This window comes from Phocaeicola acetigenes (genome assembly GCF_027529745.1).
GTDB classification, from domain to species: domain Bacteria; phylum Bacteroidota; class Bacteroidia; order Bacteroidales; family Bacteroidaceae; genus Phocaeicola; species Phocaeicola acetigenes.
Genome location: NZ_JAPZVM010000003.1, coordinates 272679 through 297193 on the forward strand (window position 1 = coordinate 272679; position 24515 = coordinate 297193).

Sequence of the window (24515 nt, forward strand, 5' to 3'; positions counted from 1 at the left end):
CCTTCATATCGATTTAATATGTTATCTTCTGTAATGTAATGATTCCTATAGACTTACAAGGATTGCGCTTTACCTTCATCCGAATCTTGGTAGGAAAATCATCCAATGTCTGCTGGGAACGAGTAATAATAAATTTATTCTGATTTTCCACCTTCTGCAGTGCCGGACTCATATCCCCTCCATACATTTCCAAACGGATATCCTTTACAGTAAGGCCGGAAGGACGATTATCCTGATAATCATATCCTGTAGTTTTAAACATCAGTTCATATTGCCCGATACTGTTCATATACGGAGTAAGATCGAGTGTAACTTCTGTCCATTGGTCTGTAGAATAAGTACCATACTCCCACGAACCAACCGTCACAGCAGCATGTGAAGCAGAGACAGCCTGTATGGCATCTTCTGGCAGACAATATACCGAAAAATTCACAATATCAGGAGTAGCTTTAAACTGATTGACCACCAAACGTATCGCTTGCACTTCTACCGTTTGAAAGCGATCTATTTTCTTATTTCCTACAGAGGTACCTTTATACAACACGTTCCATGTTTTCCCATCTTTGCTTCCTTCTATTTGGTAGGACATGATTCGCTGGCCTTTCATCAGATTTTCCTGTAACATAACACAGTTGACCTTTTTTAATGAAGGAAACTGACATACCAACTGAGTAACCTCCCCTCTTTGCTGTGCCAAAGGAGAACCGAAATAAGATTGAACAGTTTCTCCAAACTCTTTGTATCGTTGGACATGGCTGGCAGGAATAAGCCCCGTAGTATCAGGAGTAGCATTCAGCAACAGTACGGCACCACGTCCTACCGAATTGAAATACAATTCCATCAGCTGTTTTTTACTCAACATTAACGAGTCGGTTTCAGGAGCCCAGAACCATTTATGACCTCCGTTTTTCAAGAAAGGGACATCCACTTCTACCGGAGCATATACATTCCCGTTTACATCAGAATGAACAGCCGTAGCTCCTCCCGAGCGCATATCACTTTCATTCAGAGTATACCAGTTAGGATCTGGGGCATATCCGTCTTCATTCCCAACCCAACGGATGGTAGCATGCTTACCTTGGAAAATAACAGCCTCCGATGCATACTTCGTCAGAATATCCTCTACCGGAATGTGACAATTGCCATCGAACCATACTTCTTTCATGGTTCCATATTTTGAGAGTAATTCCCGCAGCTGCTGACGGTAAATTTTATTATAGGCTTCTTGTTTTGAGGGATCTTTTGTACGGCCACCACTACCAATACCGGCTCCCCAATGTTCATCTCCCGGATAGACATACACTCCCATATCCAATCCATATTTTTTACAAGAGGCAGAAAGTTCTCTTACCACATCACCTTGTCCGTTTTTCCAAGGTGTATTCTTTACTCCATAATCAGAGGTTTCAGTCTGCCACCAGCAAAAACCGCCACAATGTTTAGCAACAAATACGATCATTTTAGCTCCCCATGAGCGGGCTACCTCACACCACTGGTCTGTATCCAGTTTCGACATATACATGTTTCGTATATCACTCGACCAGTTATCGTACTCCCTTCCCTGGAAAGTTGCCGGTCCGAAATGAATAAACATGATACATTCTTTCTTCTGCCAATCGGCTTGAGCAGATGTAGGTGTCGGTACATTGGTACTCTTTTCCACAGGTATTGCATACGCAGGAGAAAACAACCCACACATTAAAATTCCTAACAAAATGTTTTTCACAGTCATTATGCTCTAATTATATTTTATACACAACCACCGTAAAAATACATAAAAATGAAGATACTGCACTATGTTATTCCATAAATATCCTACTGCTTTATAATTCCCTGTATATCGGACAGAGACAAACTTCCCTTCAGAATGACCACAGTCAGTTCCTTTTTTTCATCGCACAACAAGATATACTCTTTTGAATGTCCGGAAGTTTCCTTCAAATAAATTACTGTATGTTCTCCCTCATCATTTACTTTCATCAACTCCTCGTATCCATTTTTGGGGTTGATATATTTCAACTCCTGACGAATCAGGGGAACGACTTCCTGCTTTTCGCAAGAAAGAATCTGAATATTATCCAACTTGGAAGCCACACTTCCTATATCTATACCATCAGCCTGCACATTAGGCATCAGACGGAGCATGGATTTAGAGATATAGACAGAAGTAATATCTTCCCGATCTGCAAACTTCTTAAAGAAATCGTCTTGAGAAAAAGCATTGACAAACAAGCATAAGGTCAATACGACAAATATATAGAAACGTTTCATTTTTCTTGATTATTAAAGTTATTAACATGTTTTTCTACCACTTTCTTTACCTTAACGGTAGCCTCTTCGGCCTTTTCCATTTGAGCCAATCCCTTATTCAAACTATGTGAGAACAGGAGCAGAGCTTTCTGAGCCTCGGCATAAGCTTCTTCGGGAGAAGCGCACGTATCTTCTGAAAGAGGACGAAGCTGAGAATGGTGATACAAATAAGTTCCTACAGAAAAGACAAGAAATAAACCTGCCGCAATACCGGCACAGCGACGCAAGAGAATACGGTGTGTCATTTTCTTATGACGTTCTGCACGGATCTGCTCTTCCTGTTCCCAACCATCGATACAAGAAGCAATACGTGATTCCAATCCGGAAGGTATTTCCGGAGTTTCTTGCAAAGAAGACAGGGATAGAAACAGTTTTTTATCAGCAGATAATTCCTGCGGTACATCTGTTTGAGAGAAAAACTTATACAGTCGTTTTTCTTCTGCCGTATTTGTTTTCCCTTCGTAGTATGCATTCAACAAATTCTTTATTTCATCCAACTCGTTCATAAGCTCTGATTTTGCTAAATTGTTCACGTAATTTTTTTCTGGCCCGTGATAAGAGAACCCGTATGTTAGCTGCAGTAAATCCGGTGGCCTGTTCTATTTCTTCCATAGAACACTCATTCACATCGCGTAAGAGAAGAACCTTCTTCTGGGGAGGAGGTAAATGTGCAATCAACTGCTGAAGACATTCAGCCTCGTCCTTAATCTCCAACGGTGTAGTGGAAGAGGGAGCTTGTATCGCTATCTGCAAGTCTTCGGGAGGGGAGCTCGCCCACATATCTTCGTGATTTCTCCGAAGAAAATCGAAGCAAACATTTTTGAGCAAGGTCATCACGTATGCTTCTGTATTTTCTATTTCCGGCAGTTCGTCGCGTTTTTTCCATAATTTCAAATACGTTTCCTGTACCATATCTTCGGCATTCTCCCGACTTCCCGTATAACGGAAGGCCAGACGGTACATCTTGTCATGAAAAGGAAGATAACGCTGCTTAAAGTTTTCAGCGTTCATGAGAGGAGTCTTCTTTTATCTGTTGATCTATTATTTTATCGATATCTTTCTGACGGATTTTTCCGGTCAAAGCAACCAAAGTACAATCATTCTTTCCGGCACAAAGAATAATCATCTCCCGAATGACATCCTTCTCCTGTTTTACAAAGATACGTACCAACTCTCCTTCATCTTTCACCCGCATCATTTCTTCATAACCTTTGGTATTAATCTTATCTATCCTTTGATTGAAGCGCTGTTTGGTTTCCGAAGAACATTCTTCCAAATCAAGGACTCTGACAGAATGAATACGTTGTAAGAAATCTCCTCCTTCATCGGCCGGAGTAAACATACGGGCCATCTTCATCATTATAGGAGATACGGATACGTAATCGGCATGTTGCTCTTTTCTGAACTCATCAAACAAGTCGGAAAAATCTTTGGCTTGTCCTACTGCCAAAGTCAACATTATCATTATACAGGTTATAGTTAATCTTTTCATCATACATTCTTTTAAAGATTCATATTCGGGTTATCCGAAAGCGCTTTCATTGATATAGACGATAGGAATGAAAGTTTCGTTACAAAGAAAATCATATTTTTTTTGCAGAGGAAATCTTTTCTTATCTTTACCACACAAACACAATCTATCAAACACTTATAAACATGATGAAAAGTATAACTCAATGGTACGAGACACGAATCAGTGTGTCCGAAAATGAACTTAAACGTGTCAAACAACGTATTTTCCGCATCAGTATGCTGAGAGTTGCATTATTCTTGGCCGGAATTATAGGTATCATCTTCTTTTTTCATTCCGATAGCTGGAAACTGATACTTTGTGCGGGATGCACTTTCCTTCCTTTTTTTGTTCTTGTAAAAGTACATAACCGGCTCTTTTACCGTAAGGAGTGGCTGGAATTGCGGCTTCGAATTAACCGGGAAGAGTTACAAGCACTCGCAGGCGACCAAAGTGCGTTTGAGGAAGGAAATGAATTTATTGATCCAGAGCATCCGTATTCATTTGACCTTGATTTGTTTGGACGTCACTCTTTGTTTCAGGCACTGAACCGCACATGTACCCATTTTGGTTCGACGACATTGGCTGGATGGTTGAAAATTCATCCCTGTGAGAAAAAGAAAATAGAGGAACGCCAACAGGCTATCCAGGACATGGCTTCCAGACCGGAATTCAGAGAGGAGTTCCGCATTACGGGACTGATGAATCAGGGAAAGGCTTCAGACGGAGAGGATATCAGGCAATGGAGTCAGAATACTTCATCATTTAGTCATGCTCTTTGGGTAAAGTTACTCATCTGGGGGGTGCCTTCCATAAACTTACTTTTACTGATAGCCGGAGTAGTGGGAGTGATTTCATTGAGCTGGCTCGGGGTATCTTTCATGTTATTTGTCATTATCAGTTTCGGAGTAATCAGAAAGGCTACTGCTATTCAGGAAGTGTATGGCCAGAAACTGAATATATTGAACGGATATGCCAAGCTGATTGCGCTTGCCAAACGTCAGGAATGGCATGCTGAGGAACTTCAGTATTTGATGAGAGAACTCGATATCGATGGAGAGTCTCCGGATAAGGTACTGATGAAACTATCGAAAGAATTGGATCGTCTCGACTTACGAAACAATCAGTTGCTTTATGTGCTGCTGGAAGGGGGAATGTTCTTCCAGTTGCACCAGATTGTACGGATAGAAAAATGGAAGGAACGATACGGACAGTATGTTGTAGGATGGTTGGAAGCAGTCGGCCAATTGGATGCACTGTGCTCACTCGGTACTTTTGCGTATAATCATCCGAACTATTCATGGCCGGAAATATCGGAGAAGCCTTTCTGTTTTATGGCCCGTGGAATGGGACATCCGCTGATGTCGCCTGCGCAATGTGTGAAGAATGATGTGCAGATTCCTTCACGCCCTTATTTTCTTATCATCACTGGAGCCAATATGGCAGGAAAAAGTACATACCTGCGCACTATCGGAGTAAATTATCTGTTGGCTTGCATGGGCTGCCCGGTTTGTTGTGAAAGCTTAATGCTTTATCCAGCCCGTCTTGTAACAAGCTTACGTACATCCGACTCTCTTTCTGACAATGAATCGTATTTCTTCGCTGAACTGAAACGCCTGAAACGTATCATTGGCTGGTTGAATGAAGGGCAGCAACTGTTCATCATCTTGGATGAAATCTTAAAAGGAACAAACTCCGTGGATAAGCAAAAAGGATCGTTCGACTTGATTAAACAGTTTATGAATTTACAGGCAAATGGTATTATTGCTACGCATGACTTATTATTAGGTAAGCTGGCAAATCAATTTCCTCAGAAAATTCAGAATTACTGTTTTGAAGCGGATATTATAGATAATGAACTACATTTCTCTTACAAGTTGCGCGAAGGAGTTGCACAGAATATGAATGCTTGTTTCTTGATGAAGAAAATGGGTATTACAATTCAGGAGTAAGGCTGTTTTTCTGATAACCCGATTATCAGGAAATCTTATCATTCAGTCATCATTAAGATAAAGCCTTCGTCTGACAGTTATAATTCTTTCACGACGAAGGCTGTATTTTATCTCATAAAAAGACACTTTCTCGAAAAAGATCCTATCAATAGTCATCGATTATAATAGAAATAATCAAAGGAATCTGATGCATTTCTTCAAGGTAATTTTCCAAACGATGTATTATCATAAGCAATCTAGGCTTGCATCTTTTCTGTTATGCGTTTTTAAGCAAAGAATACAGGAATTCTACCTTCGGAATAAGCAATAAAAAAACCGAAGCCCAAATGAGCTTCGGTTTTCTTGTGTATATAGCGTTTACAGAATTATTCAGCTTTAGGGGCTTCCTCTGTAGTAGCTTCTGCAGTTGCTTCAGCAGCAGGTGCTTCAGTTGCAGTTGATTTTTTAGAACGACGAGTACGAGTAGCTTTCTTAGCAGCTGTCTTAGCCATGTTCTCATTGTAGTCTACCAATTCGATGAAACACATTTCTGCGTTGTCACCCAAACGATGACCAGTCTTGATGATACGAGTATAACCACCCGGACGATCTGCAACCTTTACAGAGATTTCTTTGAACAGTTCAGTTACAGCAAACTTATCTTGCAAGTTGCTAAATACAACACGACGTGAGTTAGTTGTGTCTTCTTTAGACTTTGTAATCAGAGGCTCAACGAACTTTTTCAAAGCTTTAGCCTTCGCAACAGTCGTAGTGATTCTTTTGTGCTTAATCAAAGAACATGCCATGTTTGACAACATTGCGTTTCTGTGAGAAGCAGTACGACCTAAATGGTTGAATTTTTTATTATGTCTCATTTTTTATTCTTTATCTAATTTATACTTAGAAATATCTGTTCCAAACGAAAGATTCAGACTCTCGAGCAAATCATCAAGCTCAGTGAGCGATTTCTTACCGAAGTTACGGAACTTCAACAGATCTGTCTTATTAAACTGTACCAAGTCTCCCAATGTTTCTACATCTGCAGCCTTCAAACAGTTCAAAGCACGAACTGACAAGTCCATATCAACCAATTTGGTCTTCAGCAACTGACGCATGTGCAATACTTCTTCATCGAATTCTTCATTTCCGTCAGAATCTGATGTTTCAAGAGTAATCTTTTCATCAGAGAACAACATGAAGTGATAAATCAATATTTTAGCAGCTTCTTTCAGCGCTTCCTTCGGGTGAATGGAACCATCCGTTGTAATTTCCAGAACCAACTTTTCATAGTCAGTCTTCTGTTCTACACGATAGTTTTCTACCGCATATTTTACATTACGAATCGGAGTGTAAATAGAATCGATAGGAATTACGTTCACATCGGTGCAGTATTCACGGTTTTCGTCAGCCGGAACATAACCACGTCCTTTGTTAATAGTAAGATCTATCTGCATAGTTGCTTTTGAATCTAAATGGCAAATAACCAATTCAGGATTTAACACTTCAAATCCGGTCAAATACTTACCAATATCACCTGCCTTAAATTCAGTAGAATTCTCAACGGTAATGCTTACCTTCTCATTTTCGAATTCCTCAACTATTTGCTTGAATCGAACTTGCTTCAGATTCAAGATAATGTTAGTTACATCTTCTTTAACTCCCGGAACTGTAGCGAATTCATGTTCAACACCTTCAATATGAATAGTATTGATTGCATAACCTTCCAGAGAAGAGAGAAGAATACGGCGTAAAGCATTACCTACGGTAATACCGAAACCGGGTTCAAGCGGACGGAATTCGAATTTTCCGAATTTAGAATCCGCTTCCAACATTAATACTTTATCAGGTTTTTGAAATGCTAATATCGCCATGAAATTAATTATTATTTAGAGTACAATTCAACGATCAAGTGTTCTTTAATGTTTTCAGGAATATCTGCTCTTTCAGGTCTGTGCAACAATTTACCTGTCTTAGAGTTTTCATCCCATTCCAACCAAGGATATTTGCTGTGATTGAAACCAGTCAATGAATTTGCAATAACTTCCAAAGACTTAGATCTTTCACGAACACCTACCAACTGACCTGGTTTTACTGCGTAAGAAGGAATATTAACAACCTTACCATCTACAGTAATGTGCTTGTGACCTACCAATTGGCGAGCTGCAGCACGAGTAGGAGCAATACCCAAACGGAACACAACGTTGTCCAAACGACATTCAAGGCTCTGCAACAAGATTTCACCGGTAATACCGTTCATACTTGCAGCCTTTTCAAACATATTACGGAACTGTTTTTCCAATACTCCGTAAGTATATTTTGCTTTCTGCTTTTCAGCCAACATGACACCGTATTCAGAAGTTTTTCTGCGACGGTTGTTACCATGCTGTCCAGGAGGATAGTTTTTCTTAGACAAAACTTTATCTGCTCCAAAAATTGCTTCACCGAATTTACGTGCAATTCTAGTTTTTGGTCCAGTATATCTAGCCATTTTCTTCTTTAAATTTAATTGTTACTAATGAACTCAATTTGTTGCAGCCGCGATCACAGAAAGGAATGTAATCCATTATTTAACAAAATCAAGTTACATCTAAATAGGTTATCTTTATTATACTCTTCTTCTTTTAGGAGGACGACAACCGTTGTGAGGCAATGGAGTTACGTCAATAATTTCAGTAACTTCAATTCCAGCTCCGTGTACAGTTCTGATTGCAGACTCACGTCCGTTACCAGGACCCTTAACATAAGCTTTCACCTTTCTCAGGCCAAGATCGTACGCTACTTTAGCGCAATCCTGGGCAGCCATCTGAGCTGCATAAGGAGTGTTCTTCTTAGAACCTCTAAATCCCATCTTACCTGCAGAAGACCATGAGATGATCTGGCCTTCGCTGTTTGCCAAAGAAACGATAATGTTGTTGAATGAAGAATGAACATGCAACTGTCCATTAGCATCCACTTTCACATTTCTTTTTTTAGCTGCGACTGTTTTTTTTGCCATATTAACAATTATTATTTAGTAGCTTTTTTCTTATTTGCAACTGTTTTCTTTCTTCCCTTACGTGTACGAGCATTATTCTTAGTGCTCTGACCTCTTACAGGCAGACCCAAACGGTGACGAACACCACGATAGCAACCAATATCCATTAATCGCTTAATGTTCAACTGGATTTCCGAACGAAGATCACCTTCTACTTTATATTCAGCACCAATGATTTCACGGATCTTAGCAGCCTGATCATCAGTCCAATCTTTAACTTTCAAATCACGGTCAACACCTGCTTTATCCAAAATTTTTGCTGAACTGCTGCGTCCAATACCATATACGTATGTCAACGCAATCTCACCTCTCTTATTCTGAGGCAAATCTACACCAACTATTCTTATAGCCATATACTAAATTATTTTTTTTGCAAAAATAATAAATTATCCTTGACGTTGTTTATACTTAGGATTTTTCTTGTTAATAACATACAAACGGCCATTGCGTCTAACGATCTTACATTCCGGTGTACGTTTCTTTAATGATGCTCTTACTTTCATATCTTATATTCTTTTATTTATATCTAAAAACGATTCTTCCTTTAGATAAGTCATAAGGAGACATCTCTACTCTAACTTTATCTCCAGGTAATATTTTAATGTAATGCATTCTCATTTTACCTGAAATATGAGCAGTTATTTCATGCCCATTTTCTAGTTCCACACGAAACATTGCATTAGACAATGCCTCGAGAATAACTCCATCTTGTTCTATTGCGGATTGCTTTGCCATATTAAATTGCCTTATCTCCTAAAACTTGTTCTATAAATTCAAACGATGATAAAATATCAGCCCGATCTAAACCAATTGCAACTGTATGTTCAAAATGTGCTGCCCATTTACGATCTCTTGTTCGTATCGTCCAATTATCATCCTCCATTACTATCTGCCTATTTCCTTGTGTAATCATAGGCTCAATAGCTATACACATTCCTTTTTTAAGAAGAGTTCCTGTACCCCTCTTCCCATAATTAGGAACTTGAGGTTCTTCATGCATCTGTTTACCAATACCATGTCCTACAAATTCACGGACTACTCCATATGAACGAGTTTCACAATATTGTTGAATAGCATAACCGATATCACCTAAACGTTTTCCATGAACAGCATTATCGATACCTTTATATAAAGCCTCTTTTGTTGTTTTTAATAATGCTAAGATTTCTGGAGCTACTTCACCTACACAAAATGTATAAGCAGAATCACCACAGAAGCCGTTCATGTAGGTGCCACAATCTACAGAAATAATGTCACCCTCTTTTAAAGGAATATCATTGGGAATTCCATGAACGACTTGATCATTTACAGACGTACATAATGTACCAGGGAATGGGCTACCATAAGGATTAGGAAAACCTTTAAAAGTGGGAATTGCCCCATGATCCCTTATGAACTCTTCTGCAACTTTATCAAGTTGTTTTGTTGTTACACCCGGCTTTATCAGTTTAGCAACTTCTGCCAGAGTTTTCCCCACAAGGAGATTACTCTGGCGAAGAAGTTCTATTTCATCATCTGTCTTAAGAAATATCATTTTGTTTCTTAATAAGCTGCCACATTAGCAGAACGTCCTTTAATTCTTCCTGAGCTCAATAAACCGTCGTAATGACGCATCAACAAGTGACTTTCAACTTGTTGGAGAGTATCCAAAACGACTCCGACAAGAATCAATAAAGAAGTTCCACCAAAGAACTGTGCAAACTCAGCCTGAACTCCAAATAGGCCAGCAAAGGCAGGCAAAATAGCAACAATAGCCAAGAATATAGAACCAGGCAATGTTATACGAGACATGATTGTATCAATATAATCTGCAGTATTCTTACCAGGTTTTATACCAGGAATAAAGCCATTATTACGCTTCATGTCTTCTGCCATTTGAGTAGTATTAATCGTAATAGCTGTATAGAACCAGGTGAAAAGAATAATTAATATTGCAAATACCAGATTATATCCAAAGCTAGTATGATCTACAAACTCACGTGCAATACCACTGGTTGTAGCTACATTTGAGAAGCCAACAATTGTGATAGGAATAAACATGATTGCTTGCGCAAAAATAATAGGCATTACATTTGCTGCATTTACCTTTAAAGGAATGTATTGTCTAGCACCACCATATTGTTTATTTCCAACAATACGTTTTGCATATTGTACAGGAACTTTACGAACACCTTGTACCAAAAGAATGGCCGCTGCGATAACGAGTATCAACATTACGATTTCAACTAAGAACATAATGATACCGCCAGCTCCAGGTGATGCAAGGCGAGAAACAAACTCACCAGAAAAAGCTTGAGGAAGACGAGCAATGATACCAATCATAATTATCAATGAGATACCATTTCCGATTCCTTTATCTGTGATTCTCTCACCAAGCCACAAGATGAACATACTTCCTGCTGCCAAGACGATGGTAGAAGTAATAATAAAGAAAGTCCAATCTAATGAAGCATTAAGAGCTGAGCCAGCTTGCATTTTCAAGTTGATCAAATAAGAAGGAGCCTGGAATATCAAGATGAAGATTGTCAAAATACGAGTATATTGATTTATCTTCCGACGACCACTTTCTCCTTCACGCTGCAGTTTCTGGAAATACGGAACAGCAATGGCCAACAACTGAATCACGATGGATGCAGAGATATACGGCATAATTCCCAATGCAAAAATAGAAGCATTAGAAAAAGCTCCACCAGAGAACATGTTCAACAAAGCAAGAAGTCCTTCACTAGTTTGCTCATGCAACTTTGACAGCATATCGGGGTTAATACCTGGAAGAACCACATATGAACCAAATCTGTAGATTGCAATAAACAATATAGTAATGAGGATCCGCTGTCTCAGATCCTCAATATTCCATATGTTCTTTAATGTTTCAATAGATTTTCTCATTGAATCAGAGTTTTACTGCATTACCACCAACGGCTTCGATTGCAGCTACTGCACTCTTTGAGAAAGCATTAGCTTCCACATCAAGCTTAGTAGTTAAACTACCGTTACCAAGAACTTTCACTAACTGGCCAGAAGAAATAAAACCAGCTTCAATCAAGTCATTAACACCTACTTTAGACAGATTTTTAGCTTCAGCCAAGCTCTGAATAGTATCAAGGTTAATAGCTTTATATTCTACACGGTTAATATTCTTAAAACCAAATTTCGGAACACGACGCTGCAAAGGCATCTGACCTCCTTCGAAACCGATCTTCTTAGAATAACCAGATCTAGACTTTGCACCTTTATGTCCTCTTGTAGAAGTACCACCTAAACCAGAACCAGCACCACGGCCTACTCTTTTTCTAGTTTTGACAGAACCTTCTGCAGGACGTAAATTATTTAAATTCATATTGTAAAATCCTTTATTATTAACAATATAGTTACTTAACGATTGCAACAAGGTGTTTTACCTTTTCAATCATACCCAGAATTGAAGGAGTTTCTTCGTGTTCAACCACACGATTCAATTTACGAAGTCCCAGCGCATCCAAAGTTCTCTTCTGATCAGCAGGAGCACCAATTCTACTCTTTACTTGTTTAATCTTAATAGTTGACATGTCTATCCTCCTTATCCTCTAAATACTTTTTCCATACTTACACCTCTGTTTTGAGCTACCATGCGAGCATCTCTCATTTCACCCAAAGCCAAGATTGTAGCTTTCACCAGATTGTGAGGGTTTGATGAACCTTTAGACTTAGCCAAAACGTCAGTAACACCTACACTTTCCAATACGGCACGCATCGCACCACCAGCTACCACTCCTGTACCAGTTGAAGCAGGTTTAATGAAAACTTCTGCACCACCGAATTTTGCAGACTGTTCGTGAGGAACAGTACCTTTCAATACAGGAACACGAGTCAGGTTCTTCTTAGCTGCTTCTACACCTTTAGCGATTGCTGCAGTAACTTCACCAGCTTTACCAAGTCCCCAACCGATGATACCATCTTCGTTACCAACAACTACAATAGCAGAGAAGCTGAAAGTTCTACCACCCTTTGTAACTTTAGTAACGCGGTTGATTGCAACCAGTCTATCTTTTAATTCTATATCGTTAGTGATCTTAACTCTATTATTAACTGCCATAATTCATTAAAATTTAAGTCCACCGTTACGAGCAGCATCAGCTACTTCTTTTACTCTCCCATGATACAAGTAACCATTACGGTCGAATACGACAGTCGTAATACCAGCTTCCTGAGCTTTTTTAGCGATCAGTTCACCCACCTTAGCAGCCTGTTCTTTTTTAGGCATTGCTTCCATACCCAAAGAAGAAGCAGCAGCCAATGTTTTACCGCTCAAATCGTCGATAACCTGAACATAGATCTGCTTGTTACTTCTAAACACACTCATACGCGGACGTTCAGCGGTACCTGAAATCTTGTTGCGTACTCTATATTTGATCTTGATTCGTCTTTCTATTTTTGTTGTCATAATTGTACGATTTTATGTGAATTACTTAGCGCCAGCTGACTTACCAGACTTTCTACGAATTTCTTCACCAACAAACTTAATACCTTTTCCTTTATAAGGTTCAGGCTTACGGAAAGAACGTATTTTTGAACAAACTTGACCGAGCAGCTGTTTGTCACAAGATTCCAATATAATAAGAGGGTTCTTATTTCTTTCAGATTTAGTTTCAACTTTGATTTCTGGGGGCAACTGCAAAAAGATATTATGAGTATAACCCAAAGCGAAATCAATGATGTTACCATTGTTTGATGCACGGTAACCAACACCGACAAGTTCCAACTCTTTCTTGTAACCTTCAGAAACACCTACAACCATGTTATGAATCAAAGCACGATACAAACCATGGAATGCATGACGCTGCTTCAAGTTATCAAGCATAGCGTTTTCATTTTCTTTCAACACCACATGTCCGTCTGCAATCTCCACATCAATAGCAGGATTAACAAACTGACTCAACTCACCTTTCGGACCTTTAACGTTTACTACGTTATCCTTCAGAGTAACTGTTACTCCAGCAGGAATACTAACGGGCAATTTACCTATTCTTGACATAGTTTATCCTCCTACATTAATATACATAGCAAAGAACTTCACCACCGATTTTCAAAGCAGCAGCTTCTTTGTCTGTCATCACACCTTTGGAAGTAGATATAATTGCAATACCTAATCCATTAATAACTCTCGGCATGTCTTTGTAGCCAGTATACTTACGCATACCCGGAGTAGATACTCTTTCAAGTTTCTTGATAGCGTTAACTTTGTTAACTGCATCATACTTCAAAGCAACTTTGATAGTACCTTGAGGACCATCTTCTACAAACTTGTAGTTCAAAATGTAACCTTTGTCAAACAGGATCTTAGTAATTTCCTTTTTCAAGTTTGAAGCAGGCACTTCTACAACTCTGTGCTTAGCACTAATTGCATTTCTCAATCTAGTGAGATAATCTGCGATTGGATCTGTCATATAAATTAATTGTTAAATTAATCAGGACTACCCTGACAATATTTAATAATACAAATATTTACCAGCTTGCTTTTTTAACGCCTGGGATCAAACCGTTTGAAGCCATTTCACGGAATTGGATACGTGAAATACCAAACTGACGCATGTAACCTTTAGGACGACCAGTCAGTTTACAACGGTTGTGCAAACGGATCGGATTAGAATTCTTAGGAAGAGCCTGCAATTTCTGAGCAGCTTCAAAAGCTTCAGCAGGATCACCTGTGTTCACAATCTTCTTCAACGCAGCACGTTTCTCAGCATATTTGGCTACCAGTTTAGCTCTTCTTACTTCACGAGCCTTCATTGATTCTTTTGCCATATCTTATCAATCTTTTTTAGCGTTTTTAAACGGTAAACCGAATTCCTTCAACAAAGCATAACCTTCTTCGTCTGTCTGAGCAGAGGTTACAAAGGTAATATTCATTCCGAGAATTTTAGTAATACTATCGATATTAATTTCAGGGAAAATGATTTGTTCCTGAATACCTAAAGTATAGTTACCTCTTCCGTCCAATTTGCTTTCGATACCTTTGAAGTCACGGATACGTGGCAAAGCTACACGAACAAGCTTTTCAAGGAATTCATACATTCTTTCACGACGCAAAGTTACCATCACACCGATAGGCATTTTTTTACGCAACTTGAAGTTAGCGATATCTTTGCGAGAAACAGTTGCTACAGCTTTTTGACCTGTAATAGCTGTCAGCTCGTTAATAGCAACGTCGATAATCTTTTTATCAGCTACAGCCATACCCAAACCCTGATTGATAACAATCTTTTTAAGTCTAGGAATCTGCATAGATGAAGTATACTGGAACTGATTCTTCAATGCAGGCGCAATACGCTCTGCATATTCTTTCTTAAGGCTTGCAGTATTACTCATTGATTAAATCTCCTCTCCTGATTTTTTAGCATAACGAACAAATGTTCTTCCATCAGAACTTTCTCTTCTACCTACACGTGTCGGTTTACCAGTTTTAGGATCAACCGGGTTCAGGTTTGAGATGTGAATAGGAGCTTCCTGCTTCACAATACCACCCTGAGGATTCTTTGCGTTAGGTTTAGTGCTCTTAGATACCATATTGATACCTTCTACCACAGCGCGTCCTTCTTTAACAAGAACTTTCAACACGCGGCCAGTTTTACCCTTGTCTTCACCAGAGTTTACGTAAACTGTATCGCCTTTCTTAATATGTAATTTACTCATTACTTAAATCTTTTACAAAATTAAAGTACTTCAGGTGCAAGTGAAACCACTTTCATATTTGCGTTACGCAATTCTCTCGCTACAGGGCCAAAGATACGACTTCCTCTAATTTCACCTGCGTTGTTCAACAAAACGCAAGCATTGTCATCAAAACGAATATAAGAACCGTCAGCACGACGAATTTCTTTCTTTGTACGTACGATCAAGGCCTTAGATACTGCACCTTTTTTAATATCACTTGAGGGGATAACACTCTTTATTGAAACTACAATAACATCCCCAACAGAGGCATAACGTCTCTTTGTACCGCCTAAAACGCGGATACAAAGAGCTTCTTTAGCACCACTGTTGTCACATACTGTAAGTCTGGATTCTGCTTGTATCATAATTACTTAGCTCTTTCGATAATTTCAATCAATCTCCATCTCTTAGTTTTGCTCAAAGGACGAGTTTCCATGATACGAACAGTATCGCCCATCTGGCATTCGTTCTTTTCGTCATGAGCATGGTACTTTTTCGTTTTAGAAACGAACTTACCATAAATAGGGTGTTTTTCCTTAAACTTAGCAGCAACAGTAATGGTCTTATCCATTTTATTGCTAATCACAACACCAGTTCTTTCTTTTCTTAAATTTCTAGCTTCCATGAGGACCATTATTATTTGTTAAGTTCTCTCTGACGCAATTCTGCTTTCATACGCGCAATAGTTCTGCGTAACTTCTTAATCTGTGCAGGATTTTCCAGCGGAGAGATCGAATGATTCAAAACCATTTGATTGTAATTGGCAACTTCAGTCTGAATTCTTTCTGCCAATTCGTTGGTAGCTATTTCTCTAATTTCTGCAATCTTCATATCCATTAAGCATTTTGACTTGCGTCGTAATCACGTCTAACAATAAACTTAGTAGTAACAGGAAGTTTCTGTGCTGCAAGACGCAGAGCTTCTTTTGCTACTTCGAAAGATACACCTTCAACTTCGATCAAAATACGACCCGGAGTTACAGGAGCTACGAAACCTTCCGGAGAACCTTTACCTTTACCCATACGTACATCGGCAGGCTTACGAGTAATAGGTTTATCCGGGAAAATGCGGATCCAAATCTGACCCTGACGCTGCATATATCTTGTTACAGCAATACGAGCAGCTTCAATCTGACGTCCAGTGATCCATCTTGTCTGCAATGACTTGATACCAAATGAACCAAAAGCCAGCTGATGACCTCTCTGGGCATTACCTTTTGCACTACCCTTCTGCTGTCTTCTGAATTTTGTCTTTTTCGGTTGTAACATAATTCCTAAAATTCAAATTCGTTAGCGATTGTTGTTTTTCTTTCTGCGGAAATTCTTTCCACCATTGTTACTATTTCCACCACGGTTGTTTTCTTTGCTCTGAGTAAAGTTAGGAGCCAACTCACGTTTTCCATAAACTTCACCACGGCAAATCCATACCTTAATACCCAGCAAACCAACTTTTGTCAAAGCTTCTGCGTGACAATAGTCGATATCAGCACGGAATGTATGCAGCGGAGTACGACCTTCTTTGTACATTTCAGAACGAGCCATTTCAGCGCCATTCAAACGTCCAGAGATCAACACTTTGATACCTTCAGCTCCCATGCGCATTGTGTTAGCAATAGCCATCTTGATAGCGCGACGGTAAGCGATTTTGCCTTCAACCTGGCGAGCGATATTATTAGCAACAATCACAGCGTCGAGTTCAGGTCTCTTCACTTCGAAAATATTAATCTGGATATCCTTATCAGTGATCTTCTTCAACTCTTCTTTCAACTTATCAACTTCCTGACCACCTTTACCAATGATAATACCCGGACGAGCAGTACATACAGTAATTGTCACCAATTTCAGAGTACGTTCAATAACGATTCTTGAAACGCTGGCTTTTGCAAGTCTGGCATTCAGATATTTACGAATTTTGCTGTCTTCCAACAAAGCGTCACCATAGTTCTTGCCACCGTACCAATTAGAATCCCATCCTCTGATAATTCCTAAACGGTTGCTTATCGGATTAACTTTCTGTCCCATCTAGTCTTAATTTTTATCATTAGTATTCTTAGAATCAACGAACAAAGTCACGTGATTTGAACGTTTGCGAATTCTGTAACCTCTACCCTGTGGAGCTGGTCTCATTCTTTTCAGAGTTGCACCTCCGTCAACATAAATCTTTGTTACAAAAAGTTCGCCATCTTCAGCTTTGCGTTCGTTTTTCTGTTCCCAGTTAGCAATAGCAGAGCGCAACAGTTTTTCCACTCTTGCAGAAGCTTCCTTAGAAGAAAACTTCAATACACCAAGTGCTCTATTTACCTCCATGCCACGAATCATATCTGCAACGAGACGCATCTTACGTGGAGAAGTAGGCACATTTTGCAATTTTGCAAAATACATGGTTTTAAGGGCTTCTTTTCTTTTTTCAGCCGATATTTTTTTTCTTGCTCCCATTATTTATTACTTTATTATTTCAAATAAGTGTCCTGTTATTTTTTCTTGTTACCAGCGTGTCCACGGAAAGTACGAGTTGGAGCAAATTCGCCCAACTTATGACCAACCATGTTTTCTGTAACGTAAACAGGAATAAATTTGTTTCCGTTATGAACTGCAATTGTATGCCCAACAAAATCAGGCGAAATCATTGAAGCTCTAGCCCATGTCTTAACAACTGATTTTTTGCCGCTTTCATTCATAGCAAACACTTTATTTTCCAGTTTTACATTAATATATGGACCTTTTTTTAATGAACGACTCATAAATACTCAATTAATCAGTTGTTATTATTTTCTTCTTTCAATAATATACTTAGAAGACTGTTTCTTAGGTGCTCTTGTCTTCAAGCCCTTAGCATACAAGCCTGTACGTGATCTCGGATGACCTCCTGACTGACGTCCTTCACCACCACCCATCGGGTGATCAACAGGGTTCATAACAACACCACGGTTGTGAGGACGACGACCTAACCAACGAGAACGTCCTGCTTTACCAGAAGCTTCCAAAGCATGGTCTGAATTACCAACACTACCAACTGTAGCTTTACAAGCACTTAAGATCTGTCTTACTTCACCTGAAGGCAATTTGATTACACAGTATTTACCTTCGCGAGAAGTCAACTGAGCAAAGTTACCAGCCGATCTTACCAAAGCAGCACCTTGACCCGGGCGCAATTCAATGTTGTGAATTACAGTACCCACTGGGATGTTTTCAAGCGGAAGTGCGTTACCAATCTCAGGCGCCGCATTCGCTCCAGACATCAGAGTGCTACCAACTTGCAGTCCATTAGGAGCAATAATATATCTCTTTTCACCATCAGCGTAGAACAACAGAGCGATACGTGCCGAACGGTTTGGATCGTATTCGATTGTTTTTACAACTGCTGGAACACCGTCTTTATTTCTCTTGAAATCGATAATACGGAATTTTCTCTTATGACCGCCACCAATATAGCGCATTGTCATTTTACCTACGTGGTTACGACCACCAGTAGAACGCTTTCCATATACAAGAGATTTTTCTGGTACCGATGCAGTAATCTCTTCAAAAGTACCAATAATTTTGTGTCTCTGCCCCGGTGTTGTGGGCTTAAATTTACGTACTGCCATCTTTTATTTAAATATTGCTATAAAAATCAATAGTATCACCTTCTTTCAATGTAACGATTGCTTTCTTATAAGCATTTGTACGTCCATTGATAAGACCTGATTTAGTATAACGGCTCTTGTTCTTTCCGGCATAACGGATAGTATTTACATCAACAACAGTCACGTTATACAAAGCTTCGATTTCACTCTTAATTTCTAACTTGTTAGCTTCAGGACGAACAATAAATCCAAAGCGGTTGAACTTTTCAGATATTGCCGTCATCTTTTCTGTAACCAACGGTTTAATAATCATTCCCATATTACTTCAGCCTCCTTTAATTATTTAACTAAGGTTTCCTCGATAGCTTTCAATGCGCTTTCTGTAACAACAAGAGTTTCTGCGTTCAATACAGAGTAAGTATTCAGCGCAGAAGCAATTGCAAGATTTGTACGCTCTAAGTTACGAGCAGACAAATATACGTTTTTATTTGCTTCCGGCAAAACCATAAGCAGCTTTTTACCAGCTACTTTAAGATTATTCACAACATTTACAAATTCTTTAGTTTTAGGAGCTTCAAAAGTGAAGTCTTCTACTACGATAATGTTGTTAGCCTGTGCTTTATAAGCCAAAGCAGATTTACGTGCCAAAGCCTTAACTTTCTTGTTCAATTTGAACCAATAGTCACGTGGTTTAGGACCAAACACACGAGCACCACCTACCAACAGCGGAGAGTTGATGTCACCACGACGTGCACCACCACCACCTTTCTGACGGCCTAATTTACGAGTAGAACCACTGATTTCGCTTCTTTCTTTAGACTTGTGAGTTCCCTGGCGCTGATTAGCCATGTACTGTTTTACGTCAAGATAGATAGCGTGATCATTCGGAGTGATTCCGAAGATAGCTTCATTCAAAGCAACCTTTCTTCCGGTATCTTCACCCTTAATATTTAATACGTTAACTTCCATTATTTCTCAATTATTACGATTGAACCTTTGCAACCTGGAACAGAACCCTTAATCAAAAGCAAGTTGTGTTCAGGAATCACTTTTAATACCTGTAAGTTGTGAGTAGTTACTCTGTCACCACCCATTTGACCACCCATGCGCATTCCTTTGAATACTTTTGCAGGGTAAGAACAAGCACCGATAGAACCCGGCTTACGAGCACGGTTGTGCTGACCGTGAGTAGTCTGACCTACACCACCAAAACCATGACGTTTAACAACACCCTGGAAACCTTTACCCTTAGAAGTACCGATTACGTCTACATAGTTAGTATCGTTAAACAATTCTACAGTGATAGTATCACCTAAATTCAATTCTTCTGAGAAATCTTTGAACTCGGCCAAGTGTCTCTTTGGAGTTACCCCAGCTTTTTTAAAGTGACCCATCAACGGTTTAGTAGTATGTTTTTCCTTTTTGTCCTGGAAACCTACCTGAACAGCTGCATAGCCATCTTTTTCTACACTCTTAATCTGAGTAACTACACAAGGACCAGCTTCGATAACAGTGCATGGTACATTCTTACCATCAGCACTGAAAACGGATGTCATTCCGATTTTCTTTCCTAATAATCCTGGCATTTCAGTTAATTTTTAATTGATTAAACTTTAATTTCTACTTCTACCCCACTCGGTAATTCCAATTTCATCAAAGCGTCTACTGTTTTTGCAGTTGAGCTGTAGATGTCGATCAGTCTCTTATAAGAAGACAATTCAAACTGTTCACGTGACTTCTTGTTTACGAAAGTCGAACGGTTTACAGTAAAGATACGTTTGTGAGTTGGCAATGGAATAGGACCGCTAACAATAGCACCTGTAGCCTTCACAGTTCTTACAATCTTCTCTGCAGACTTGTCAACCAAGTTGTGATCGTAAGATTTCAGTTTAATTCTGATTTTCTGACTCATTTGTTTAATTTAAATTATAATGTTTAATGAATAAGATGAAGCATGAGGGCTAAGAGTCATTCGCTAGCCCTCATCGGCTTCAAGCTATTTTATTTACGACTAATTGTATTATACCAAGTCTACGCGACCCTTCACTTCTTCCAACACAGTCTTAGCGATTGAGCTAGATACCTGTGCGTGGTGATCGTATGTCATAGAAGAAGTTGCACGACCAGAAGTAATAGTACGCAAAGCAGTTACATAACCGAACATTTCAGACAGTGGCACCATTGCTTTAACGATACGTGCACCAGAACGGCTTGTTTCCATACCTTCTACCTGACCACGGCGTTTGTTCAAGTCACCGATTACATCACCCATGTTTTCTTCCGGAGTTACTACTTCCAGTTTCATGATCGGTTCCATCAATACAGGAGCTGCTTTAGCACAAGCATTTTTGTAAGCCTGGATTGCACAGATTTCGAATGACAACTGGTCAGAGTCTACCGGGTGGAATGAACCATCTTTCAAGACAACCTTCAGAGAATCGAGCGGGAAGCCAGCCAAGATACCATTCTTCATTGCAGTCTGGAAACCTTTCTGTACAGAAGGGATGAATTCCTTAGGAACGTTACCACCCTTCACTTCGTCGATAAACTGCAAGCCACCCTGTTTGAAGTCTTCATCAACCGGACCAACAGTAACGATGATATCAGCAAACTTACCACGACCACCAGACTGTTTCTTATAAACTTCACGCAATTCTACAGTCTTAGTAATAGCCTCCTTGTAGTTAACCTGAGGACGACCCTGATTACATTCTACCTTGAACTCACGTTTCAAACGGTCGATAATGATATCCAAGTGAAGCTCACCCATACCAGAGATAATTGTCTGACCACTCTGTTCGTCTGTACGTACAGTAAATGTCGGGTCTTCTTCAGCCAATTTAGCCAAACCGTTAGACAATTTATCCAAATCTTTCTGAGTCTTAGGCTCTACAGCGATACCAATAACCGGTTCCGGGAATTCCATAGATTCCAATACGATCGGAGCTGTTTCATCACACAAAGTATCACCAGTACGGATATCTTTGAAACCTACACCAGCACCAATATCACCAGCACCGATTACTTCTACCGGATTCTGTTTGTTTGAGTGCATCTGGAACAAACGAGAAACACGTTCTTTCTTACCAGAGCGAGCATTAAAGATATAAGAACCAGCTTCTACCTTACCAGAATAAACACGGAAGAAAGTCAAACGTCCTACATATGGGTCTGTAGCGATCTTAAATGCCAATGCTGAAGTTTTTTCATCTTCAGAAGGCTTACGATCTTCTTCAGCTCCAGTGTTAGGATTTGTACCGATAATATTCGGAGTATCCATCGGAGAAGGCAAGAAAGCACAAACATAGTCAAGCAATGTCTGAACACCCTTGTTCTTGAAAGAAGAACCACAGAACATAGGAACGATATCCATCTTCAAAGTACCTGCACGCAATGCACGCAAGATTTCTTCTTCTGTAATAGTAGAAGGATCGTCAAAGTATTTTTCCATCAAAGCTTCGTCGAACTCAGCTACTTTTTCCAGCATCTTATCACGCCATTCCTGAGCTTCGTCAACCAAGTTTGCAGGGATTTCTTCTACATCATAGTCAGCACCCATTGTTTCATCGTGCCACAAGATAGCTTTCATCTTGATCAAGTCAACAACACCCTTGAAAGTTTCTTCTGCACCAATAGGAATTACCACCGGACATGGATTAGCACCCAAAACATCCTTCATCTGGCGAACTACTTCAAAGAAGTCAGCACCAGAACGGTCCATCTTGTTTACATAACCAATACGAGGTACATTATATTTGTCAGCCTGACGCCATACTGTTTCTGACTGAGGTTCAACACCACCTACAGCACAATATGTAGCAACAGCACCATCCAATACACGCAAAGAACGTTCTACCTCAGCAGTAAAGTCAACGTGTCCCGGAGTGTCAATCAAGTTGATTTTATATTTATTACCAGCATAGTTCCAGTAAGTAGTAGTAGCAGCAGATGTAATAGTAATACCACGTTCCTGCTCCTGTTCCATCCAGTCCATAGTTGCAGCACCATCGTGAACTTCACCAATTTTGTGAGTCAGACCAGTGTAAAACAAGATACGTTCAGAAGTAGTTGTTTTACCAGCATCGATGTGCGCCATGATACCGATGTTACGGGTCAAATGCAAATCATGTTTAGCCATTTTATCTTCCTGAATTTTAAATTAATATTTGACTTGATTAGAATCTGAAGTGAGCGAAAGCACGGTTAGCTTCAGCCATACGGTGCATATCTTCTTTACGTTTGAAAGCACCACCCTGTTCGTTGTAAGCATCCAAGATTTCAGCAGCCAACTTGTCAGCCATAGTTTTACCACCGCGTTTACGAGCGAAGGCAATCAGATTCTTCATAGAGATTGACTCTTTACGATCAGGACGAATTTCAGTAGGAACCTGGAATGTAGCACCACCGATACGGCGAGATTTTACTTCCAACTGAGGAGTTACATTTTCCAATGCTTTTTTCCATACTTCCAAAGCAGAAGTTTCTTCGTTAGGAAGTTTTGTACCAACTGTTTCCAGAGCATTGTAGAAGATTTCGTAAGAAGTATTCTTCTTTCCATCATACATCAGATGGTTTACGAATTTAGAAACCTTCTGATCATTAAATACTGGATCCGGAAGGATCACACGTTTTTTTGGTTTTGCTTTTCTCATTTTGTTTGATAATAATGTTTAGTTTGGGGCTGCATCTCTGTTTTCTTCAACGCTTCCTCTGAAGCATTTACTCAACCTTAAAGCTTTTCCAACAAACCAAAACGAATTAATAAAAAGTCTTTTTACTTATTGCAACAAATTATTTCTTACCTTTTGCTGCCGGAGCCTGTCCTGGTTTCGGACGTTTAGCACCATATTTAGAACGTCTCTGAGTACGTCCAGCTACACCAGCTGTATCCAATGTACCACGAACAATGTGATAACGTACACCCGGAAGGTCTTTCACACGACCACCACGAACCAATACGATTGAGTGTTCCTGCAAGTTGTGTCCTTCTCCCGGAATGTAAGAGTTCACTTCCTTAGAGTTTGTCAGACGCACACGAGCAACTTTACGCATTGCAGAGTTCGGTTTTTTCGGAGTTGTAGTATACACACGTACGCAAACACCACGTCTCTGAGGACATGAATCCAGCGCCGGAGACTTACTCTTCTCAACCAAAACCGTTCTTCCTTTTCTTACTAATTGTTGAATAGTAGGCATTTTGTTTGATTTTTAATTATTATTATATTGTTTATTCGTATTATCTAATCCTATTCGAAACTATACATTTCGGGCTGCAAAATTACAAATAACTTTTTAATATACAAACAGATTTAAGAGAAAAAAGTTATTTAACTTCTTTTTTCTTAGGGAGAAAGAAAAATCGGGAGATTAAACAGAACAAATTTATTACAAAGCCCCTGATTGTGTATCGTAAAAGCCATTTTCAGCCTTTCCGGACAAGCAAAAAAAATATCGCAGTCCTGATTATAATTC

39 protein-coding genes are annotated in these 24515 nt (G+C 39.5%); 1 reads left to right on the forward strand and 38 read right to left on the reverse strand.

Annotated elements, in window-relative coordinates:
• Window positions 1–13: 13 nt before the first annotated feature.
• The 5 genes from O6P32_RS05675 to O6P32_RS05695 all read right to left on the reverse strand — a co-directional run bounded on the left by O6P32_RS05675 (window position 14) and on the right by O6P32_RS05695 (window position 3805).
• Window positions 14–1714: an alpha-L-fucosidase gene (locus tag O6P32_RS05675; protein ID WP_269877287.1), complete on the reverse strand. Its 1701-nt coding sequence runs from the start codon at window positions 1712–1714 to the stop codon at window positions 14–16.
• 101 nt (window positions 1715–1815) lie between these two features.
• Complete coding sequence (locus O6P32_RS05680) at window positions 1816–2271, reverse strand: DUF4252 domain-containing protein (protein WP_269877288.1); 456 nt, start codon at window positions 2269–2271, stop codon at window positions 1816–1818.
• Window positions 2268–2816 carry a hypothetical protein gene (locus tag O6P32_RS05685; protein ID WP_178266746.1) on the reverse strand — a complete coding sequence of 183 codons (549 nt, stop codon included), beginning with the start codon at window positions 2814–2816 and terminating at the stop codon, window positions 2268–2270. The genes O6P32_RS05680 and O6P32_RS05685 overlap by 4 nt, the downstream gene beginning before the upstream one ends.
• Window positions 2800–3321, reverse strand: a complete 522-nt coding sequence (locus O6P32_RS05690) for an RNA polymerase sigma factor (protein ID WP_178266745.1) — start codon at window positions 3319–3321, stop codon at window positions 2800–2802. Before O6P32_RS05690 ends, O6P32_RS05685 begins: the two co-directional genes overlap by 17 nt.
• Window positions 3311–3805: a DUF4252 domain-containing protein gene (locus O6P32_RS05695; protein WP_269877289.1), complete on the reverse strand. Its 495-nt coding sequence runs from the start codon at window positions 3803–3805 to the stop codon at window positions 3311–3313. Before O6P32_RS05695 ends, O6P32_RS05690 begins: the two co-directional genes overlap by 11 nt.
• A gap of 164 nt (window positions 3806–3969) precedes the next feature.
• Between O6P32_RS05695 and O6P32_RS05700 the strand changes: the two genes are divergently transcribed.
• Window positions 3970–5772: a MutS family DNA mismatch repair protein gene (locus O6P32_RS05700; protein ID WP_269877520.1), complete on the forward strand. Its 1803-nt coding sequence runs from the start codon at window positions 3970–3972 to the stop codon at window positions 5770–5772.
• Window positions 5773–6137: 365 nt separating this feature from the next.
• On the opposite strand, the gene rplQ is transcribed toward O6P32_RS05700, so the two are convergent.
• From rplQ to rpsL, 33 genes are all read right to left on the reverse strand, one after another.
• The gene (rplQ, locus tag O6P32_RS05705) at window positions 6138–6626 is read right to left on the reverse strand and encodes a 50S ribosomal protein L17 (RefSeq protein WP_178266743.1); all 489 of its coding nucleotides are present in this window, start codon (window positions 6624–6626) and stop codon (window positions 6138–6140) included.
• A 3-nt stretch (window positions 6627–6629) separates the two neighbouring features.
• Window positions 6630–7622, reverse strand: a complete 993-nt coding sequence (locus O6P32_RS05710) for a DNA-directed RNA polymerase subunit alpha (RefSeq protein WP_178266742.1) — start codon at window positions 7620–7622, stop codon at window positions 6630–6632.
• 11 nt (window positions 7623–7633) lie between these two features.
• On the reverse strand, window positions 7634–8239 hold the full coding sequence (gene rpsD, locus O6P32_RS05715; protein WP_178267189.1) for a 30S ribosomal protein S4: 606 nt from the start codon (window positions 8237–8239) through the stop codon (window positions 7634–7636).
• 117 nt (window positions 8240–8356) lie between these two features.
• Entirely contained in the window at window positions 8357–8746 is a 390-nt protein-coding gene (rpsK, locus tag O6P32_RS05720; protein WP_007567382.1) for a 30S ribosomal protein S11, read from the reverse strand.
• A gap of 11 nt (window positions 8747–8757) precedes the next feature.
• On the reverse strand, window positions 8758–9138 hold the full coding sequence (gene rpsM / locus O6P32_RS05725) for a 30S ribosomal protein S13 (RefSeq protein ID WP_007559362.1): 381 nt from the start codon (window positions 9136–9138) through the stop codon (window positions 8758–8760).
• A gap of 33 nt (window positions 9139–9171) precedes the next feature.
• A complete protein-coding gene (gene ykgO / locus O6P32_RS05730; RefSeq protein WP_002558051.1) occupies window positions 9172–9288 on the reverse strand; it encodes a type B 50S ribosomal protein L36 in 117 nt (38 codons plus the stop codon).
• A 13-nt stretch (window positions 9289–9301) separates the two neighbouring features.
• Entirely contained in the window at window positions 9302–9520 is a 219-nt protein-coding gene (gene infA, locus O6P32_RS05735) for a translation initiation factor IF-1 (protein WP_178266785.1), read from the reverse strand.
• A 1-nt stretch (window position 9521) separates the two neighbouring features.
• Window positions 9522–10319, reverse strand: coding sequence for a type I methionyl aminopeptidase (gene map / locus O6P32_RS05740; protein WP_178266786.1), 798 nt, complete (start codon window positions 10317–10319; stop codon window positions 9522–9524).
• Window positions 10320–10327: 8 nt separating this feature from the next.
• Window positions 10328–11674, reverse strand: a complete 1347-nt coding sequence (gene secY, locus O6P32_RS05745) for a preprotein translocase subunit SecY (protein WP_178266787.1) — start codon at window positions 11672–11674, stop codon at window positions 10328–10330.
• 4 nt (window positions 11675–11678) lie between these two features.
• On the reverse strand, window positions 11679–12125 hold the full coding sequence (gene rplO / locus O6P32_RS05750) for a 50S ribosomal protein L15 (RefSeq protein ID WP_269877387.1): 447 nt from the start codon (window positions 12123–12125) through the stop codon (window positions 11679–11681).
• 31 nt (window positions 12126–12156) lie between these two features.
• Window positions 12157–12333, reverse strand: a complete 177-nt coding sequence (rpmD, locus tag O6P32_RS05755; RefSeq protein ID WP_007559368.1) for a 50S ribosomal protein L30 — start codon at window positions 12331–12333, stop codon at window positions 12157–12159.
• Window positions 12334–12344: 11 nt separating this feature from the next.
• Window positions 12345–12860: a 30S ribosomal protein S5 gene (gene rpsE, locus O6P32_RS05760; protein WP_005844884.1), complete on the reverse strand. Its 516-nt coding sequence runs from the start codon at window positions 12858–12860 to the stop codon at window positions 12345–12347.
• A 6-nt stretch (window positions 12861–12866) separates the two neighbouring features.
• A complete protein-coding gene (rplR, locus tag O6P32_RS05765; RefSeq protein ID WP_178266909.1) occupies window positions 12867–13208 on the reverse strand; it encodes a 50S ribosomal protein L18 in 342 nt (113 codons plus the stop codon).
• Window positions 13209–13229: 21 nt separating this feature from the next.
• Window positions 13230–13799 (reverse strand): 50S ribosomal protein L6, encoded by a 570-nt coding sequence (gene rplF / locus O6P32_RS05770; RefSeq protein ID WP_178266910.1) that lies wholly within the window; start codon window positions 13797–13799, stop codon window positions 13230–13232.
• A 16-nt stretch (window positions 13800–13815) separates the two neighbouring features.
• A complete protein-coding gene (rpsH, locus tag O6P32_RS05775) occupies window positions 13816–14211 on the reverse strand; it encodes a 30S ribosomal protein S8 (protein WP_022125491.1) in 396 nt (131 codons plus the stop codon).
• Between the two features lie 58 nt (window positions 14212–14269).
• The gene (gene rpsN, locus O6P32_RS05780; RefSeq protein ID WP_007567362.1) at window positions 14270–14569 is read right to left on the reverse strand and encodes a 30S ribosomal protein S14; all 300 of its coding nucleotides are present in this window, start codon (window positions 14567–14569) and stop codon (window positions 14270–14272) included.
• Between the two features lie 6 nt (window positions 14570–14575).
• Window positions 14576–15133, reverse strand: a complete 558-nt coding sequence (rplE, locus tag O6P32_RS05785) for a 50S ribosomal protein L5 (RefSeq protein ID WP_178266911.1) — start codon at window positions 15131–15133, stop codon at window positions 14576–14578.
• Window positions 15134–15136: 3 nt separating this feature from the next.
• Entirely contained in the window at window positions 15137–15457 is a 321-nt protein-coding gene (gene rplX, locus O6P32_RS05790; protein WP_178266912.1) for a 50S ribosomal protein L24, read from the reverse strand.
• Between the two features lie 20 nt (window positions 15458–15477).
• Window positions 15478–15843, reverse strand: a complete 366-nt coding sequence (gene rplN, locus O6P32_RS05795) for a 50S ribosomal protein L14 (RefSeq protein WP_007559377.1) — start codon at window positions 15841–15843, stop codon at window positions 15478–15480.
• Between the two features lie 2 nt (window positions 15844–15845).
• A complete protein-coding gene (rpsQ, locus tag O6P32_RS05800; protein WP_178266913.1) occupies window positions 15846–16103 on the reverse strand; it encodes a 30S ribosomal protein S17 in 258 nt (85 codons plus the stop codon).
• 11 nt (window positions 16104–16114) lie between these two features.
• Window positions 16115–16309, reverse strand: a complete 195-nt coding sequence (gene rpmC / locus O6P32_RS05805) for a 50S ribosomal protein L29 (RefSeq protein WP_007559379.1) — start codon at window positions 16307–16309, stop codon at window positions 16115–16117.
• 5 nt (window positions 16310–16314) lie between these two features.
• Window positions 16315–16746, reverse strand: coding sequence for a 50S ribosomal protein L16 (gene rplP / locus O6P32_RS05810; RefSeq protein WP_177592001.1), 432 nt, complete (start codon window positions 16744–16746; stop codon window positions 16315–16317).
• Between the two features lie 21 nt (window positions 16747–16767).
• On the reverse strand, window positions 16768–17499 hold the full coding sequence (gene rpsC / locus O6P32_RS05815; RefSeq protein WP_178266914.1) for a 30S ribosomal protein S3: 732 nt from the start codon (window positions 17497–17499) through the stop codon (window positions 16768–16770).
• A gap of 6 nt (window positions 17500–17505) precedes the next feature.
• Complete coding sequence (gene rplV, locus O6P32_RS05820) at window positions 17506–17913, reverse strand: 50S ribosomal protein L22 (RefSeq protein ID WP_007559383.1); 408 nt, start codon at window positions 17911–17913, stop codon at window positions 17506–17508.
• A gap of 35 nt (window positions 17914–17948) precedes the next feature.
• Complete coding sequence (gene rpsS, locus O6P32_RS05825) at window positions 17949–18218, reverse strand: 30S ribosomal protein S19 (RefSeq protein WP_269877393.1); 270 nt, start codon at window positions 18216–18218, stop codon at window positions 17949–17951.
• A 24-nt stretch (window positions 18219–18242) separates the two neighbouring features.
• A complete protein-coding gene (gene rplB / locus O6P32_RS05830; protein ID WP_007567350.1) occupies window positions 18243–19064 on the reverse strand; it encodes a 50S ribosomal protein L2 in 822 nt (273 codons plus the stop codon).
• Window positions 19065–19071: 7 nt separating this feature from the next.
• Entirely contained in the window at window positions 19072–19362 is a 291-nt protein-coding gene (rplW, locus tag O6P32_RS05835; protein WP_007567348.1) for a 50S ribosomal protein L23, read from the reverse strand.
• Window positions 19363–19382: 20 nt separating this feature from the next.
• Complete coding sequence (gene rplD / locus O6P32_RS05840) at window positions 19383–20012, reverse strand: 50S ribosomal protein L4 (RefSeq protein ID WP_178266915.1); 630 nt, start codon at window positions 20010–20012, stop codon at window positions 19383–19385.
• Window positions 20012–20629, reverse strand: coding sequence for a 50S ribosomal protein L3 (rplC, locus tag O6P32_RS05845; protein WP_178266916.1), 618 nt, complete (start codon window positions 20627–20629; stop codon window positions 20012–20014). Before rplC ends, rplD begins: the two co-directional genes overlap by 1 nt.
• Before the next feature lie 20 nt (window positions 20630–20649).
• Entirely contained in the window at window positions 20650–20955 is a 306-nt protein-coding gene (gene rpsJ / locus O6P32_RS05850) for a 30S ribosomal protein S10 (RefSeq protein WP_002558075.1), read from the reverse strand.
• A 108-nt stretch (window positions 20956–21063) separates the two neighbouring features.
• A complete protein-coding gene (gene fusA / locus O6P32_RS05855; protein WP_269877408.1) occupies window positions 21064–23181 on the reverse strand; it encodes an elongation factor G in 2118 nt (705 codons plus the stop codon).
• A 37-nt stretch (window positions 23182–23218) separates the two neighbouring features.
• Complete coding sequence (rpsG, locus tag O6P32_RS05860) at window positions 23219–23695, reverse strand: 30S ribosomal protein S7 (protein WP_269877410.1); 477 nt, start codon at window positions 23693–23695, stop codon at window positions 23219–23221.
• Window positions 23696–23834: 139 nt separating this feature from the next.
• On the reverse strand, window positions 23835–24239 hold the full coding sequence (rpsL, locus tag O6P32_RS05865; protein WP_154043500.1) for a 30S ribosomal protein S12: 405 nt from the start codon (window positions 24237–24239) through the stop codon (window positions 23835–23837).
• Window positions 24240–24515 lie beyond the last annotated feature (276 nt).